The sequence below is a fragment of the Caballeronia sp. INML1 genome, assembly GCF_023631085.1.
GTDB lineage: Bacteria > Pseudomonadota > Gammaproteobacteria > Burkholderiales > Burkholderiaceae > Caballeronia > Caballeronia turbans.
This window is the reverse complement of sequence record NZ_JALQDT010000063.1, coordinates 53,456-69,561: the sequence shown is the minus strand read 5'-3', so window position 1 is coordinate 69,561 and position 16,106 is coordinate 53,456. Positions and strand designations below refer to the sequence as shown.

Sequence of the window (16,106 nt, the reverse complement as noted above, 5' to 3'; positions counted from 1 at the left end):
TTGGTCGCTCTGCGTCATGCCGCCCGGTTGCCGGCATGTCGGGCAACCGCTGCGACAAGGCAACGCATCTGCGGCGCATTCTTCCGCGCCTCGCGCTGCAACGACAAGCGAAGAATTTTCTGGAAGAACATTCGCAAAACTCACGCTTGCTGTTCGACTAAATCCTTTTGCAGCCGCACTTGCATCGCGCACAATCCGTCGCTCGCGGTCCCGTCCACATCGATGGTTTGGACTTCTTGACGAATAAGTAAAAGACTTGAGACTTTCATGAGAAACAAAGCAATTTCCCTGGCCGCGCTCGCGTGCATCGCAACATCAGCTCATGCTCAAAGCAGCGTCACGCTGTACGGCATCCTCGACGAAGGCTTCGATTACACGAGCAACGTCGGCGGTAATCATGTCTATGAGCTCACGAGCGGTTACGCCGCAGGCAGCCGCTGGGGCATGCGCGGCGTCGAGGAACTCGGCGGCGGCACGAAGGCGGTGTTCCAGCTCGAAAGCGGCGTGAACCTGAGCAATGGCGCGGCGGGGCAAGGCGGACGCATGTTCGGCCGGCAGGCGTACGTGGGCGTGAGCGACGACCGTTTCGGCTCGCTCAAGCTCGGCCGCCAGTACGATTCCGTGGTCGACTATCTCGCGCCGACGACAGCCAACGGCAACTGGGCCGGCTATCTCTTCGCGCATCCGTTCGATAACGACAACACCGACAACTCGTTTCGCGTGAACAACACGGTCAAGTACGCGAGCCCGACGCTCGCGGGCTTGCGCTTCGGCGGCACGTATAGCTTCAGCAACGACGCGAACTTTGCGGCCAACCGGCAGTACAGCGTCGGGGCGTCGTATGCCAGCGGCGGCTTGCTGGTCGGCGCGGCCTATTTGCGCGCCGACGGCACGGGCTCGAATGCGAACGGGGCAATCGCGACGAACGACGCGAGCTTCATCGCCCGGCGCATGCAGATCTTCGGCGCGGGCGTGAACTACACGTTCGGCAATGCGACCGCGGGTTTCGCGTACACGAATTCGAGTTATCGCGATCCGTCGACGAACGGCTATATCGGCTTGCCGCTCGCATCGGCGGGGAACACTTTGAAGAACCTGAAGTATCAGAACTTCGAAGTGAACGGGAAGTATCAGTTCACGCCGGCCTTCTTCGTCGGCGCGCAATACGTGTATTCGATCGAGACCTACGATTCGACCGCGGGCACCGTGAAGCCGCACATCCATTCGGCCGGTCTGATGGCGGATTATTTCCTGTCGAAGCGCACTGACGTTTATCTGCAGGGCGCGTATCAGAAGATCGCCGGCACATCGACCGGTTCCGTCATGGATCAGGCGTTCATTCCGGGCACGCAGGGCTTGTCCTCGAATTCGGAGCAGTTCGTCGCGCGGGTGGCGTTGCGGCACGCGTTCTGACGCTCACGTCGGAGCAACCGCCCGGTGCGTCTCGCGCACCGGGAAATCCTAAGCATTTCCTAAGCTTCCCTCCGCTACGCTTGCGGCTTCTCTGAACGTGAAGACCGCAAGATGAAGCCAGCGCCATCCGTCGAGCGTCGACAAAAGCCATGACTGCCCGGAGACACGCCATGAGGGTATTGCTCGTCGAAGACGACCGCATGATCGGCGAATCCGTGCAGGACGAACTGCGCGAGAGCAGCTACGCCGTCGATTGGGTGCGCGACGGCAAGCTCGCGCTCACGAGCCTCACCACGCACGTCTACGATGCGATCCTGCTCGACCTCGGCCTGCCCGGCGCCGACGGCCTCGACGTGCTGAGCGCCGTGCGACGCGGGGCGCATCACGTGCCGCTCATCATCATCACCGCGCGCGATTCCGTCGAAGCGCGCATTCGCGGCCTCGATGAAGGCGCCGACGACTACCTCATCAAGCCCTTCGACATCGCCGAACTGAAGGCGCGCATGCGCGCCGTGATCCGCCGCCGTGGCGGACAGGCCGCGCCGCTCATGACGAACGGCGTGCTCACGCTAGATCCGGCGACGCGCGAAGCCACGTGCGGCGACATCGCGACGCGCCTCTCGAGCCGCGAATTCGCGCTGCTGCAATCGCTGATGGTCCGCCCCGGCGCGATCCTCTCGCGCGCGGAGCTCGAAGATCGCATCTATGGCTGGAACGAGGAAGTGGAAAGCAACGCGGTCGAGTTTCTGATCCATTCGCTGCGCAAGAAGCTCGGCGCCACCGCGATCAAGAACGTGCGCGGCGTGGGCTGGATGGTTTCGAAGGAATCGTGACGCGTTCGCTTCAGTTCAGGCTGTCGGCCTGGCTGTCGGCGCTGATCGTCGTGATTGCGGCGGCGGGCGGCGTGATCGCCTTCAAGACGGCGCTTCACGAGGCGAACGAGTTGCAGGACGGCCAGTTGAAGCAGATCGCCGCACTCGTCACGCCGCGCACGCTCGCCGTGATGCGGCGCGAAGCGCTCGCCAAGGTCGACGGCGCGGACGCGGAATCGAAGCTCGTGATTCAGACGATCGCCGAGCGCGCGCCGCTCGCGCTCCCACCCGGCCTGCCCGATGGCCTGCAAAACGCGATCGTCGACGGCACGCCGTGGCGTCTTGCCGTCACCACGCTCGACGACGGCACACGCGCCGTGATCGGCCAGCAGACGGCGGGCCGGGACGAGATCGCCCGCAACAGCGCGCTCGCCACCGTGATGCCCTTCGCCGCGCTCGCACTCGTGCTGCTCGTGGCGCTGCATCTGATCGTGCGACGCATGTTCCGGCCGCTCACGGCGCTGTCGGCCGGTCTCGACACGCGCCCCGAGCACGATCTGTCCGCGCTTTCCGGCGACGCGCTGCCGAGCGAGATCGCGCCTTTCGTGGTCGCAATCAACCGGCTGCTCGCGCGCGTTGAAGCGTCGGTGGCGTTGCAGCGCCGCTTCGTCGCCGATGCCGCGCACGAATTGCGTTCGCCGCTGACCGCCTTGTCGTTGCAGGCCGAGCGGCTCGCCGCATCCGAATTGCCGGACACCGCGCGCCAGCGGCTCGATGCGCTCCGGCGCGGTCTCGCGCGCACGCGCTCGCTGCTGCATCAATTGCTGACGCTCGCGCGCCTGCAGCAACGCAACGACGCCGACACGGCGCATCTGCGCGTGCAGGAAGTCTTTCGCAACGTGCTGGAGGATCTGATGCCGCTCGCGGAAGCGAAGGACATCGACATCGGCGTGTCGAGCGTCGATGACGTCCACATCCGCGCGCCGCAAGCCGATCTCACCATCATGGTGAAGAATCTCGTCGATAACGCGATCCGATACACGCCGCCGGGCGGGCGCGTGGACCTCTCGACGGGCTTGGCGAATGCGCGGCCGTGGATTCGCATCGAGGACAGCGGTCCCGGCATCGCGCCGGAGGAACGCGCGCGCGTCTTCGATCCGTTCTATCGCGTGCTCGGCAGCGACGAGGACGGCTCGGGCCTCGGCCTTTCCATCGTCGGCACGATTGCGGCGCGCATGGGCGCGAAGGTCGAACTCGCGGATGCCGCGCCGCGCGGGCTCGTGGTGACGGTCACGATATGAGCGGTTTCGTTCGAGGAATTCTCCGGACACATGCGGCCCGCGTGAGGACATACGCGAGCCGCATGTCGGGCGCATGTGCGGCATGCTATCGTCGATGCGTCTTCCCGATGGGCCATTTCGATGCCGCCATCATGAGTCAAGTGCGCTATCCCCTCGGACCCGACGACCGGGTGCATCTGATGTGCTGGCTCACGTGCGGACTGCTCGGCGCGTATTACATCGAAGGCGACTGGCCCGATACCTCCTTTCAGGTGCGCGCGGCGCATCGCTGGCTCGACCGGCACCATCGCGCGGCGGAGTGGATCGAGACCGCGCGGCTTTCGGCGGCGGCGCAGGCACTCGCCGAGCGCTTCTCGACGACGCTCGACGCCGACGCCTCGCGCGGCGACATCGAGCGCATTCTCGAAGGCGAGGATCTCGACTACGAATGCGCGCTCGTGCAGCGCATCTATCACGAGTGCCGGCTCGAGCTGACGAGCCGGCGCAGGCCTTCGCAATAACGCAAGGCTTCTTCCCCTCGGACTTTTCCGCGCAGCGGCGATAAATTTTCATGCCACGTCGCGCACGGGTCCCGACGCGTACCGCGTTCGGGCCCGGACATTTTCTCGACCGGCACGAATGTGCGGAACCCCACATTGGCGCACGGGGCGCGGGCGCTACCATCGGCGCGCCTGCTCGCACGTCGATGTTCGCGCCTCCCGGCGGTGTCCTGGATCGTCGGGCCGAAAAGCGGCTACACCGTCAGCGGCCAAGAACGATGAGAACAATCGACACCGACCGGAGGTCGTCATGCAGCGCAACATTCGTCCGTTTCTTCCTCGAACCCGGATTCGCCGCACGCGTGTGCGGCCGCTCGCGATGCTCGTGCCGCTCGTCGCGGGCCTGACGTGCGCCAATCCCGCAGGCGCCGCGCCGCCCTTGCCCGACGGCGGCCGGTTCGTCGCGGGCAGCGGCGCGATCAGCGGCGGCGGCAGCGGCCCGTCGGTCACGATCAGTCAGACATCCACGCGCGGCGTCATCGACTGGACCAGCTTCTCGATCGGCAGCGGACGGCAAGTTACGTTCAACAACGGAACCGGCGCGACGCTCAATCGCGTGAGCGGCGGCGAAGCATCGGTGATTTTCGGGCAGCTGAGCGCAACGGGCAGCGTGTATCTCGTCAATCCGCAGGGCGTGCTCGTCGGCCCGGGCGGTGTCGTCGCGACGGGCGGCCGCTTCGTCGCATCGGCACTCGACATCGACAACGGCGCGTTCATGCAGGGCGGCCCGCTCACGCTCTCGGGCGGCGGCGACGGCATGGTCATCAATCTCGGCACCATCGGATCGAGCGGCGGCGACGTGTTTCTCGTATCGCGCACGGCGGCGGTGAACGGCGGCCGCATCAGCACGCCGCAGGGCACGACGGAAATCGCGGCGGGCAATCAGGTGCTCCTGCGCGATGCGTCGGGCGGACAGCAGGTCTTCGTGCAGGCGGGCAGCGGCGGCACGGCGATGAACGGCGGCATGATCCAGGCGGCGCAGGCGAGCCTCCAGGCCGCCGACGGCAATGTGTACGCGCTCGCGGGCAACAGCGCCGCGACCCGCGCGACCGGCACCGCGACGCGCGACGGCCACGTCTGGCTGGTCGCGGACCAGGGCACGGTGCATGCGAACGGCACGATCGGCGCGATGAACGCGGACGGCAGCGGCGGCACGGTCGAGACGCGCGGGAACGCGCTCGACATCGTGGGCGCGAATGTGCAGGCGCGCACATGGAAGCTCGGCGCGCCGACTTTCACGGTCGATCAGGCCAACGCGGACTCGCTCGCGCGCAGTCTCTTCAACGGCACATCGGTCGATGTCGAAGCCAGCGGCGGCGATCTGACCGTGGGCGGCAACGTCCAGTGGAACGGCAATGCATCGCTCACGCTCGGCGCGGCGCATGGCGTGGCGATCGGCGCGGGCGCGACCATCGGCAACGCGGGCAACGGCAATCTGACGCTGCGCGCGGACGCGGGCGGCATCGACAACGGCGGCAGCGTGACGAATGGCGGCACGATCGACTGGTCGAAGAGCGGCGGCATCGTCAGCGCGCTCTATGACATGAACGGCAGCTACGCGCCGGGCACGCTGCTCACGAACAGCGGATGGACGGCCGCGCCGTATAGCGGCCTCGTCTCGCAGACGACCGCGTACCGGCTCGTGAACACCCTCGCCGATCTCTCGAACATGTCGAAAGACCTCGCGGGCAACTACGCGCTCGGCAAGGACATCGACGCGAGCGCGACCGCCTATCCGAACTCCTTCACGGCGATCGGCGCGACGCGGACGCCTTTCACCGGCCAGTTCGACGGCTTCGGCCACACGATCGACAAGCTCGCGACCGTAGCGAATCTGAACGACGACCGCTACGGCATGTTCGGCGTGATCGGCGCGAGCGGCGTCGTGCGCAATCTGAATCTCACCGACGCCAGGACGGGCGACTATTCATCGGGGGCGTTCGGCTTGCTCGCGGGCCAGAACAACGGTCTCGTCACCTACGTCAACACGACGGGCGGCGTCGGGCAGAACGGCTTCGGCGGCGCCGGCGCGGGCGGCCTCGTCGGCGTGAACAACGGGGTTATCGAACGGTCGTCGAGCACGGCGGATGTCGGCTATCAGATTCCCGCGGGCGGGCTGGTTGGCGTGAACAACGGCACGATCGCGCAGTCGTTCGCGACCGGCACGACCTACGCCGGGACGCATGGCGAGACGGGCGGGCTCGTCGCCTTCAACAACGGACTGATCACGCAGTCGTACGCAACGGGCGACGTGGGCGGTTTCGGCGGCGGCGGCGGAATCGTGTATGCCAACGGCAGCACAGGCGTGATCAACGAATCGTTCGCGACCGGGCAGGTTGGCGGCGGCGGGCCTCCGGGCGATCCGGAAGGCGGCATCGCGGCGTACAACCAGGGCGCGATTCACAACAACGTCTACTGGAACAAGGACACGACGATTCGCACGCAAGCGGCGGGGTCGAATTCGGGCACCGTTCCGCCCGATTCAAACGGGCTCAGCACCGCGCAGATGAGCAACCCGTCGAACTTCCTCGACTGGAACATCCCGTCGGGCGGGGTCTGGGCGATGCCGGCAGGGGCGACGCATCCTGTCTTGCAGTGGCAGCAGGCGCAGCCCTGAAACGCGTGCAACTACACCGCTGGACGGCGCGGCGCGCAGTCCGGCGCGCTAGCTCCCGATCACGAGAAAGATCTCGCCGACCGGCGCCTTCGATCCATTCGGCACCACGGCCTTCAGCGGAAATCCATAGGTGCCGCGAAAGCTGACGAAGCGTCCGGCCTGCACGCGAATCCCCGCTCCGACGCTCGCCAGCGACGCATTATTGACCTCGCCGAATTCGGCGATGCGATTCCACACGTGTCCCGCGTCGAAGAACACGAACGGCTGCATCGCCGCGATGCCCGCCGATATCGCCGGCGCGCGCAGTTCCGTCTGCAGGTTCCATCCGCGATCGCCCTGCGCCGCATACGGCTCATAGCCGCGCACGGTGGCATCGCCGCCCAGCCCGAGTTCCTCGCTGGGCAAGAGCGTGGTGCCCGTCCACTGAACGAGCCCGCGCGCCGCCACCGAAAAGCCGGACTTGCCGAGCGGCATGTCGCGTTGCGCCGACAGCTGCATGTACTGATAGCGGGGCGTCGCGCCGAGACGCGCGGCATCGTACGCTTCCTCGTTACTGTTGCTGTCGAAATAGCCCGGACTCACGAAGAGCGATGCGTTCAGATGGGTATCGCCGGAAGCATCGCTCTTCAGGAGATCGTAGGCGATGACCAACTGATGAATATGCGTGTTCGCATTGAACACCTGAAAGCCGCCGAATTCGAGGTCGTTGTTCGAGCGCTTGAAGTCGTAGCCGAGCTGCACTTGCTGTTGCCACGCGCCCGCGTGATCGAGCGGCGGCAAGCGCCAGTCGTACCGGAAACTGATCTGCGCGCTGATGCCGGTTTGCCCGTAACTGTCGGGCAGACGCGGCGTGCTCTGCGCGAACACGCCGAACAACTCGAGGCGATCGAGCCACGGCAACGGCGCGACCGCATTGAACGCGTGCGCGATGTAACGCGGACGATCGGGCCGCCCCTCGATATCCGGATTGCCGCTCAGCAGATCGTTACTCGCGGTCATCTGATAGCCGATGCGCGCATCGATGCCGAACAGATTGCCGTAATCGAATCCCGCGAGAATGCGATCGCGTCCGAGATCGCGCACGCCATCGTTGTTATAGCCGCCGTAGATGCGAAACGGAAAGCGATCCTCGGTTTGCAGCACGACATCGGTCGTATCGCGCGCGGCGCCGGGCGCATAAATCACGTCCACGCGCCGATACGGATTCGCGTTGAGCAGCGCAAGCCCCGAGGCGACATCGCTTTCATGGATCGGCTCGCCGCTCGCGAGCGGCATCTCGCGCGCGAGCAGCGCATCGGAGAAATAGCGATTGCCTTTGGGTATCACACGCCCCGCGCGAAACTCGGCGATGGCGATCTTCACGACGCCATCGCTCACGTCCTGCTCGGGCACGTACACATCGACGAGCGGCTGGCCCGCGGCGCGATATCGCTGCACGACCGCGCGCCGTATGTCGGCGAGGCGCGCGAAAGTCAGAGGCGCGTGGAGATCGGCCGAAAAGCCCTCGAGAAAATCGGGCGTGAGGACAGGCAGGCCCGTCGCCGTGATCGCGCCGCCCGCAGCCGATTGCGTCGTTGCGGATGCGCCATCCGCGCGCACGAACGCGATGCCGCGCAGATCGCGAATCGCGACATCGTGCGAACCGCCGGCCGGCCCGGGCTGCGACGGCGACGTGCGCGGCCGTTCGACGGCAGGCGGTGCGATCGGCGCGACATCGCGATACGACTGCGCGGCGGCATCGGGTGCATGAACGATGCAGACGATCGCGGCCGACAGAACCGTCGCGGCAATGCGTGCGCGAATCAATCGTTCAGGCGCGCGCGGCGATCATGAAGCATGTATCCTCCGGCGTTCGTCGCGTGGGTCGGCTTCGCATGGTATCAGCGATGTCGCGGTACGTTTCATGCAGCAAGCGCATTCGTCGCGCTTTACGTAGAAATGACGCGGCGCCTTGCGCGACATGTAGAAATCACCGGCCTCGGGCGGGACGCATCTCATGACGCGCCACCCGCTTCACTTCTGAACCCTCAACCCATCTATGATTCGAAAACGGTCGACTCGATGAACCGCCGAAACCGTAATACCAGGACAGGGATGGACAAAACCTCCACCGCAGCAATCACCGGCTCCGACATGCACGATGCGTCCATCGACGCGCAATGCGCGCGCGAGCCGATCCACATTCCCGGCGGCATTCAGCCCCACGGCGTGCTTTTCGGCGTCGATGCGCACTGCCACATCGTGCAGGTGAGCGCCAACGTCGCGCAGTTCGCGCACGTCGCACCCGACGCTTGCCTCGGCCGCGCGCTGTCGGCGGTATTGGGCCAGCCCGCAGCCGAGCGCGCGAGCGCGGGCCTCGCGCAGCTCACGCGCGACGGCGCGACGATCCATGTCGGCAACGTCGTGCTCGACGGCTGGACGACGCACGGGCCAGTGGCGATCGTCGTGCATCGGCATGAAGGGCTTTTGTTCGTCGAAGTCGAACCGGCGCAGGACACCGCCGATGTGTTCTCGACGATCTATCCGCTCGTGCGCTCCTTCGTCACCGACGTGCAGTCGATGCGCACCATCGAGCAGCTCTGCCAGTTCGCCGCGGATGAAATCGCGCGCATCACCGGATTCGGGCGAACGCTCGTCTACCGGTTCGATGAGGAAGGCAACGGCAACGTGCTCGCAGAAGCCGTGGAGCCTGGCTATCCGTCATATCTGAACCAGCACTTTCCGGCCTCGGACATTCCGGCGCAGGCGCGCGAGCTGTATCGCAAGAACCGAATCCGGCTCATTTCGAACGCCGATTACGAAGCCGCGCCGCTCGTGCCCGCGCTGCATCCGGCGACCGGCCGCCCGACCGATCTCACCTACGCGTCATTGCGCAGCGTGTCGCCCGTGCATCTGCAATACATGCGCAACATGGGCACGCTCGCATCCATGTCGATGTCGATTCTCGTCGACGACAAGCTGTGGGGCCTCATCTCCTGTCATCACGCGACGCCGCGCCTGCCGCCGTTCGAAGTGCGCACAGCATGCGAGCATGTCGCGCAGATCGTCTCGCTGCAAATCGAGGCGCGCGAGTCGCAGGGCGAAGCGCATTACCGGCTCGAACTGCGCCGCATGCTGTCGAAGCTGCTTTCGTCGATGGCCAATACGGACAGCTTCGTCGACTCGCTCGTCGAGGACGCGTCCGATCTGCTCGGCTTCACGCGCTCGTCGGGCGCGGCGGTGATCTTCGAGGGGCGCACGTCGCTCGTCGGCCTGACGCCGGGCGAGCACGGCGTCACGGCGCTCGTCGACTGGCTCGACGATCAGAGCGAGGACGTGGTCATGTCCGACCGCGCGTCGCAGGAATGCCCCGCGCTCGCCGATTCGCCGGACGTTGCAGGTTTTCTGGCGGTGTCGATCTCGAAGATCTACCGCAACTATGTGATCTGGTTTCGCCGCGAAGTCGTGCAGACGATCGAATGGGCCGGCGACCCGCGCGCGAAACTCACGGGCCTCGCGGACTCGCTGTCGCCGCGCGTGAGCTTCGATACGTGGACGGATGTCGTGCGTCATCGCTCGCTGCCGTGGCGCGCCGCCGAGCGCGAGATTGCGCTGGAATTTCGCGCGGCGGTGCTCGGCATCGTGCTGCGGCGCGCGGAGGAAATCGCGCAACTCGCGACCGAGCTCGGCCGCGCGAATCACGAGCTCGAAGGGTTCTCGTACACGGTGTCGCACGATCTGCGCGCGCCGCTCAGGCATATCGTGAGCTTCGCGGACCTGCTCAAGCAGATGGATGGCGACAAGCTGTCGGAGCGCGGGCGCGGCTATCTGGAGCGCATCGTGACATCGGCGCGTTTCGGCGGCCGTCTCGTCGACGATCTGCTTTCATTCGCGCAACTCGGCCGTGCGGCGCTGCGTCCGCATAAGGTCGATGTCTACGCGCTCGTCCATACGGTGATTCAGAACGATATCGACGAGCACGCGTCGGCGCGCGTGCGCTGGAAGGTGGACGCGCTGCCGTCCATCGAAGGCGATCTGGTCTTTCTGCACGTCGCGTTCGCGAACATCATGTCCAACGCGGTGAAGTTCAGCGCGCAACGCGAACAGCCGGCGATCGAGATCGGCGCATACGAGGGCACGGGCGAGCTGATCGGCCACGTCGTCTATTTCGTGCGAGACAACGGCGCGGGCTTCGACATGCGCTACGTGGACAAGCTCTTCGGCGTGTTCCAGCGCCTGCACGTCAACGAAAAATTCGACGGCACCGGCATCGGGCTGGCGAACGTGCGGCGCATCATCGAGCGGCATGGCGGCAAGGCCTGGGCCGAAGGTACGCCCGATCGGGGCGCGACCTTCTACATGGCGCTGCCGAAGCAGTTCCGCCCCGAGAGCGGCGTGCGCCGCGACACGGCCGCGACCGCGCTGGCACGCCTCGCCGCGGGCACGGGCGGCGCGGGGCATGACATCGACCAGCTCATCAAGCGTTCGGAGGAAAAAAGGTAACGCCTGAAGCAAAACGGCCGCGATCTCGTCGATCGCGGCCGTTGCGTTTCATGACGCCCTGTGGCGCTTAGAAGCGGTGACGCAGACCCACCGTTGCCGCGACCTGATTCTGCGTCGACGACGGCGACAGCGTGTTGATCATCGCGACGTTGGCGCCGGCATTGCCCAGCTCGCCCGACGCGTGCTGATACACGCCTTCGACATACACATCGGTGCGCTTCGACAGCGCGTAGTCGGCTTGCAGCGACGCGGTGTGCCACTTCGGATCGCCCGAACCGTTCGCGCCCGTCACCTTGCCGTCCGTGTACGTGTACGCGGCGTCGAGGCTCAGTGCCGGCGTCAGCGCGTAGCGGCCGTTCAACTCGAAGTTGTTCAGATGCAGATTCGTGTTTCCCGGCAGCGCCACCGTCGTGCCGCCTTGCGATGCGGCGAGCAGGTTGTCGTAGTGCGTGTTGGTCCACACAAAGGCGACCGTAGCCGGGCCGTACGTGTAGTTCACGCCCGCGCCGAACGTGCGCTGCAATTCGGCCGTCAGATTGGCGTTGTTGCCCTGGCCGGCCGAAACTGCGCCGCCCGCGTTCAGGTTGCTACGCGAGTTGTTCGTCTGCAGGTAAGCCGCGGCGAAATTCAGCGGGCCGTTGCCGTAAGAAGCGCCTGCGCTCCACGCGCGGTTGTTCGCAAACTGGCCTGCGTCGTTCGAGAAGCCGTACAGACCGCCGAACTTGAAGCCCGCGAAACTCGCGCTCTGGTACTTGACCGAGTTCTTGATCGAGAACGAGTGATCGAGATTGTCGTTGTCGAACGGGTGCGCGGCCAGATTGTTGCCGTACCCCGCGCCCGCTTCCGAGAACGGCGACAGATAATCGACCATCGAATCATATTGACGGCCGAGCGTGATCGTGCCGAATTGATCGTGCTGAACGCCGACGTACGCCTGGCGGTTGAACATCGTGTTGCTTTCGTTGAAGCGGCCGTTATTGAGGTTGAAGCCGCTCTCCAACTTGAAGAGCGCGTGCAACCCGCCGCCGAGATCTTCACTGCCCTTCAGGCCGAAGTAAGTATCCGAAACCGAGCCGCTGCCTTGCTGCCAGTTGTTATGGCCGCCGGAGTTGTTCGTATAGACGAGACCTGCATCCAGCGTGCCGTACAGCGTGACGCTGCTCTGTGCGTGGGCTGCTGCTGCGAACGTGCCGAGAATGCCCGCGATGAGAAGGGTTTTTTTCATGGTTCTCTAGTGTCCTGTTTAAAGCGAAAGCTTCCGGGGTTCACGGCCGTATCGAAAGCCTGTTTTCCCTCGAGAAACTGGGACACACTTTATGCGACGGTCACTTGAATGTGTCCGTGTATCGCGCGCAATAATCTTTTGCTGATTCTGCGAATCGGTTCGCGATACCCTTCTTATTCTTTAAGGTCAACCGCTTAGCCAGGACAAGGGCCGGACGGTGATGAAGTTTCTGTTGCACATCGACGACGTTATTACTGCGCATTCTGGAGAAGTCCATTGCGCCGCACGGCGTTTATATCGACCCACGGCTTTTGCTAAGCTTCTTCGCGTCTACAGGTCTCCGAGAAAGATTATCTGAGGACACGGGGCGGTTTCGCGAGAGGATACCGCCCTGTTCAAACCCGGCTTGACGGGTCTAAATTCATTGCGCTACTCAATCCTAATGTGCTCTTTTCGAAGTCGCGCTTAATCTCCCCTCGCTCCAATTAATCAGTCACCCGAAATATTTCAGGCACGCCCGCACAAACTTTCGCGCGGATAGAAACGACTCGCATTCAGGCGAATCGGTCGATATGTTCGCCCGGATATCTCGTGCGCTTGCAAATCTTGCCCGCTGGTGTGCCAACGGAAAGCGCGTCGAAGTTACAGCCGTCGGCACGGCATTGCGAAATTTAGACGGCAACTTCTTAAAAATTGTAACGGGGCGGCAAACGTTTGCCACGGCCTGCGGCGGTCTTACGGCATCTGGGAGTTTCATTTCGAAACAAATTGAATAAGCTTGAATCGCCTGCCCGGAACGCTGATTGCTTTAATGGAGGTCTCTGCAAATCTAGCCGGAAAGTGCAACATGAAAAATGCCGATGCAACCACCGTCCCCGCATTTCGACAGCGACGCTCAGCGCAGCTCGCGGAGGGCGAACTCCGACATCTGGAAATGATTCTGGCAAGTTTCGTCGAAGGCAGTGCCGCTTCGGATCGCCTTCCGGCCAAGTATTGGGACATGCGCATTTCACAACTGGACGAGCAATACGATCTCGTCCCGTCGCAAAGCCATCGCGTGGCGTCGCTCCAACGCAAGCTCGCGTTACTCGATAAAGCACTCGACACCGCCGCCGACGCTCAGGACCGACAGCAGAGCCGGCGCGCCGCCGCTTGACCCGATTCCGAATCGCATGACGAAGACGGCTAGCTTCGTCATCGTCTCGCAGGGATCACGAAGCCGCTTGCACCCATTCATCGACGAATATGCGAGCTGCCGTATGCGCGCTCATCAACGCGTCCTCGGCAGACGTGAAACTCGAATAGCGCGTGCTCCCGACACACAGCGGCGAAAATGCGGTGACCGGTCTTCCTGAGCGGCTGATCGTCACGACTGCAAGATAGCGAACCGTGCCGGGCGAAGGCACGAGCCTGTAATTCGCTTCGATCGCGACTTCGAGCACGAAGCCCTTGTGGTTATACGACCGGATCATCGAAGCACCCCGCCATTCCTGGACGACGCAAAGGGATGAGCCGCAAAACGGGCGCGCGTGCGCCGAGTCACGCACCGCAACGAATGCACGGCGTCTGACCGTGCTCAAGCACAGGACGTACCTATCCGCGCCGCGTTCTTATTTGGCGCGGCGCATTGCCGTCCGGGCGACGTCGGCGGCGAGATCGGCGCGCAATTCGGCCCATTTTCCGAGCAGCGTGGTGTCGTCGGTGAGGAAGTACGGCGCGTGCGTCCATTGCTCGACCTTGCCGTCCGCGACGGCGAGCTCGAAGATACGCATGTCTTCCTCCTCGCTCACGCCCACGCGCACGAGTTCCTGTAACGACAGAATCTCGTGCAGCGACACCGTCTGAATGCCGACGCCGTGCAGCACCGCCATTACCGTCTTGCCGATGCGCCATGCCGCCTCGCGGCTGTCCGCCAGCACGAACGCGACGCTGTCGGGCGGCGTCTCGAATTTCAAGCGGTACAGGCGAGACTTACATTGTTCACTCAGTTGCGTGTTCATATTGCTCGAGCCTGCGCTCATCGCCGGCGGCTGGACATGATGGAAGCGACGGAGACGATTGATCGCGAACGCGGTTTTGCCTGCGTCGCTCGTTTGGAGCCATGCCATGCAGGAGTTGTTCCCGCACTCGAGCGGGATGCCGCACGCGCGGGCGCCTGTCCGCAAGCCCGCGCGTGGGTCTGGTGAAAGCCGGATGGCCGTGGCGCCGTCCGCTCAGTGATTCAGTTCCTCGAGACGCAAGCCGTTGGTTTTCGGTCCGAACAGGCCGATTGCCAGCACCACGAGCAGCATGCACACCGTTATGCCGATAAACACGCCCGGCACGCCGAAGTCCTTCAACAGCGAGGCGATGATGAAGCCTGACATCATCGCGCCCGCGCGGCTCGCCGAGTACACGACGCCGCTCGCACGGCAGCGCACCGCCGTGGGAAAGAGCTCGGTCTGATAGGCGTGATAGCAGACCGAGATGGTTTGCCCCGCGAGCGATATCAGCACGCCGAGCGCGATGAGCGCGGCGGGCGATTTCATCTGTCCGAACGCGAGACCGCTCGCGATCACGACGAGCGCGCCGCCGACGATCAGATACTTCCGCTGAATGCGGTCTGCGTAAAACATGGCGAGCAACGGTCCGACGGGCAGCGCGAACGCGATGATGAACGAATACAGCAAGCTCTTCGTCACGGTGATGCCCTGCCCGATGAGCAGCGTCGGCACCCAGTTGGCGAAGCCGTAATACCCGATCGCCTGACAGAAGTTGAAGACGACGAGCATGATGAGACGCGAGCGATATGGCGCCTCGAACAACTCGCGAAGCGACGCGCGCCGATGCGCCGGCTGCTCGACGACGGGCGCGGGCGGCGGTAACGCAGCGCCAGATTCGCGCGCCACCACGCGCTCGATCTCACTCACGACGCGTTCGCTTTCCTCGTTGCGGCCATGCATCGCGAGCCAGCGGGGGCTTTCCGGCACCGCGCGCCGGATGAACCACACGATCACCGCGCCGGCCGATCCCGCGAGCACGACGACGCGCCATCCGTCGAGACCGAATACGGTTTGCGGCACCAGCCAGTATGAAAGCAGCGCGGCGACGGGCGCTGCGGCGAACATCACCATCTGGTTGAAGGCCATCGCGCGGCCGCGCATGTGCTGCGGCACGAGCTCGGTCACATAACTGTCGATGGTGATGATCTCGATGCCCACGCCGATGCCCGTCACGAAGCGCCAGAAGATCACGCCTTCGGGCGTGGTCTGGAACGCCATGATCGCCGAGCCGATCGAGTACCACAGCAGCGAGAACGTGAACACGCTGCGTCGCCCGTAGCGGTCCGGCAGCCAGCCGAAGAAGAACGTGCCGATGAAAAGCCCCGCGAAGGTCGCCGCGATGAAGCCCGCGATGCCCGTGAAGCCGAAGAACGCATGCGTGGTGGTCTGCAAGAGGCCGCTCTTCGCCATGCCCGGCGCGATATAGCCGGTGAAGATCAGATCGTAAATTTCGAAGAAGCCGCCGAGCGAGATGAGAAATACGAGCATCCATAGATGCCGCGTGATCGGCAGTCGATCCATGCGCGCGGAAATCTGCGCGCCGGGCGTCGTGGCGACGCGCACGTCGGGCGATGCGAGCGGCTCGGCGACCGCGCTGAAGGTTGGCTGCATTGCTTTGTCTCCTTTGATGCAACTCTGTTGGCGACGGCGCCGATTTTTATGTGCGCTCGTCGCG

The 16,106-nt window shown here is 64.3% G+C and carries 12 protein-coding genes; 7 read left to right on the top strand and 5 right to left on the bottom strand.

Features of this window, described 5'->3' with window-relative positions; translation table 11 throughout:
- Nucleotides 1–267 precede the first annotated feature (267 nt).
- From NCR38_RS25530 to NCR38_RS25510, 5 genes are all read left to right on the top strand, one after another.
- Complete coding sequence (locus tag NCR38_RS25530) at nt 268–1,413, top strand: porin (protein WP_061116179.1); 1,146 nt, start codon at nt 268–270, stop codon at nt 1,411–1,413.
- A 170-nt stretch (nt 1,414–1,583) separates the two neighbouring features.
- Complete coding sequence (locus NCR38_RS25525) at nt 1,584–2,246, top strand: response regulator transcription factor (protein ID WP_061116178.1); 663 nt, start codon at nt 1,584–1,586, stop codon at nt 2,244–2,246.
- Nucleotides 2,243–3,526 carry an ATP-binding protein gene (locus tag NCR38_RS25520; protein ID WP_086960691.1) on the top strand — a complete coding sequence of 428 codons (1,284 nt, stop codon included), beginning with the start codon at nt 2,243–2,245 and terminating at the stop codon, nt 3,524–3,526. The genes NCR38_RS25525 and NCR38_RS25520 overlap by 4 nt, the downstream gene beginning before the upstream one ends.
- A gap of 131 nt (nt 3,527–3,657) precedes the next feature.
- Nucleotides 3,658–4,026 carry a hypothetical protein gene (locus tag NCR38_RS25515; protein WP_061116501.1) on the top strand — a complete coding sequence of 123 codons (369 nt, stop codon included), beginning with the start codon at nt 3,658–3,660 and terminating at the stop codon, nt 4,024–4,026.
- Nucleotides 4,027–4,315: 289 nt separating this feature from the next.
- A complete protein-coding gene (locus NCR38_RS25510) occupies nt 4,316–6,682 on the top strand; it encodes a filamentous hemagglutinin N-terminal domain-containing protein (RefSeq protein WP_061116177.1) in 2,367 nt (788 codons plus the stop codon).
- A gap of 48 nt (nt 6,683–6,730) precedes the next feature.
- Here NCR38_RS25510 and NCR38_RS25505 read toward each other — a convergent pair whose 3' ends face one another.
- Nucleotides 6,731–8,488, bottom strand: a complete 1,758-nt coding sequence (locus tag NCR38_RS25505; RefSeq protein WP_061116176.1) for a ShlB/FhaC/HecB family hemolysin secretion/activation protein — start codon at nt 8,486–8,488, stop codon at nt 6,731–6,733.
- Nucleotides 8,489–8,776: 288 nt separating this feature from the next.
- Here NCR38_RS25505 and NCR38_RS25500 point away from each other — a divergent pair, with 288 nt between their 5' ends.
- On the top strand, nt 8,777–11,164 hold the full coding sequence (locus NCR38_RS25500; protein WP_061116175.1) for an ATP-binding protein: 2,388 nt from the start codon (nt 8,777–8,779) through the stop codon (nt 11,162–11,164).
- Between the two features lie 67 nt (nt 11,165–11,231).
- Here NCR38_RS25500 and NCR38_RS25495 read toward each other — a convergent pair whose 3' ends face one another.
- On the bottom strand, nt 11,232–12,389 hold the full coding sequence (locus NCR38_RS25495) for a porin (RefSeq protein WP_061116174.1): 1,158 nt from the start codon (nt 12,387–12,389) through the stop codon (nt 11,232–11,234).
- Nucleotides 12,390–13,167: 778 nt separating this feature from the next.
- Here NCR38_RS25495 and NCR38_RS25490 point away from each other — a divergent pair.
- The gene (locus NCR38_RS25490; protein WP_250477771.1) at nt 13,168–13,545 is read left to right on the top strand and encodes a hypothetical protein; all 378 of its coding nucleotides are present in this window, start codon (nt 13,168–13,170) and stop codon (nt 13,543–13,545) included.
- A 55-nt stretch (nt 13,546–13,600) separates the two neighbouring features.
- Here NCR38_RS25490 and NCR38_RS25485 read toward each other — a convergent pair whose 3' ends face one another.
- The 3 genes from NCR38_RS25485 to NCR38_RS25475 all read right to left on the bottom strand — a co-directional run bounded on the left by NCR38_RS25485 (nt 13,601) and on the right by NCR38_RS25475 (nt 16,042).
- Nucleotides 13,601–13,861 carry a hypothetical protein gene (locus NCR38_RS25485; protein ID WP_061116172.1) on the bottom strand — a complete coding sequence of 87 codons (261 nt, stop codon included), beginning with the start codon at nt 13,859–13,861 and terminating at the stop codon, nt 13,601–13,603.
- Between the two features lie 138 nt (nt 13,862–13,999).
- Entirely contained in the window at nt 14,000–14,344 is a 345-nt protein-coding gene (locus NCR38_RS25480) for a hypothetical protein (RefSeq protein WP_250477770.1), read from the bottom strand.
- 258 nt (nt 14,345–14,602) lie between these two features.
- The gene (locus NCR38_RS25475) at nt 14,603–16,042 is read right to left on the bottom strand and encodes an MFS transporter (RefSeq protein ID WP_061116171.1); all 1,440 of its coding nucleotides are present in this window, start codon (nt 16,040–16,042) and stop codon (nt 14,603–14,605) included.
- Nucleotides 16,043–16,106 lie beyond the last annotated feature (64 nt).

What these genes read in the sequence shown, in the direction of transcription:
- NCR38_RS25530 (WP_061116179.1), top strand. Translation starts at nt 268, where the DNA reads ATGAGAAACAAAGCAATTTCCCTGGCCGCGCTCGCGTGCATCGCAACA.
- NCR38_RS25525 (WP_061116178.1), top strand. Translation starts at nt 1,584, where the DNA reads ATGAGGGTATTGCTCGTCGAAGACGACCGCATGATCGGCGAATCCGTG.
- NCR38_RS25515 (WP_061116501.1), top strand. Translation starts at nt 3,658, where the DNA reads ATGAGTCAAGTGCGCTATCCCCTCGGACCCGACGACCGGGTGCATCTG.
- NCR38_RS25510 (WP_061116177.1), top strand. Translation starts at nt 4,316, where the DNA reads ATGCAGCGCAACATTCGTCCGTTTCTTCCTCGAACCCGGATTCGCCGC.
- NCR38_RS25500 (WP_061116175.1), top strand. Translation starts at nt 8,777, where the DNA reads ATGGACAAAACCTCCACCGCAGCAATCACCGGCTCCGACATGCACGAT.
- NCR38_RS25495 (WP_061116174.1), bottom strand. Translation starts at nt 12,389, where the DNA reads ATGAAAAAAACCCTTCTCATCGCGGGCATTCTCGGCACGTTCGCAGCA.
- NCR38_RS25485 (WP_061116172.1), bottom strand. Translation starts at nt 13,861, where the DNA reads ATGATCCGGTCGTATAACCACAAGGGCTTCGTGCTCGAAGTCGCGATC.
- NCR38_RS25475 (WP_061116171.1), bottom strand. Translation starts at nt 16,042, where the DNA reads ATGCAGCCAACCTTCAGCGCGGTCGCCGAGCCGCTCGCATCGCCCGAC.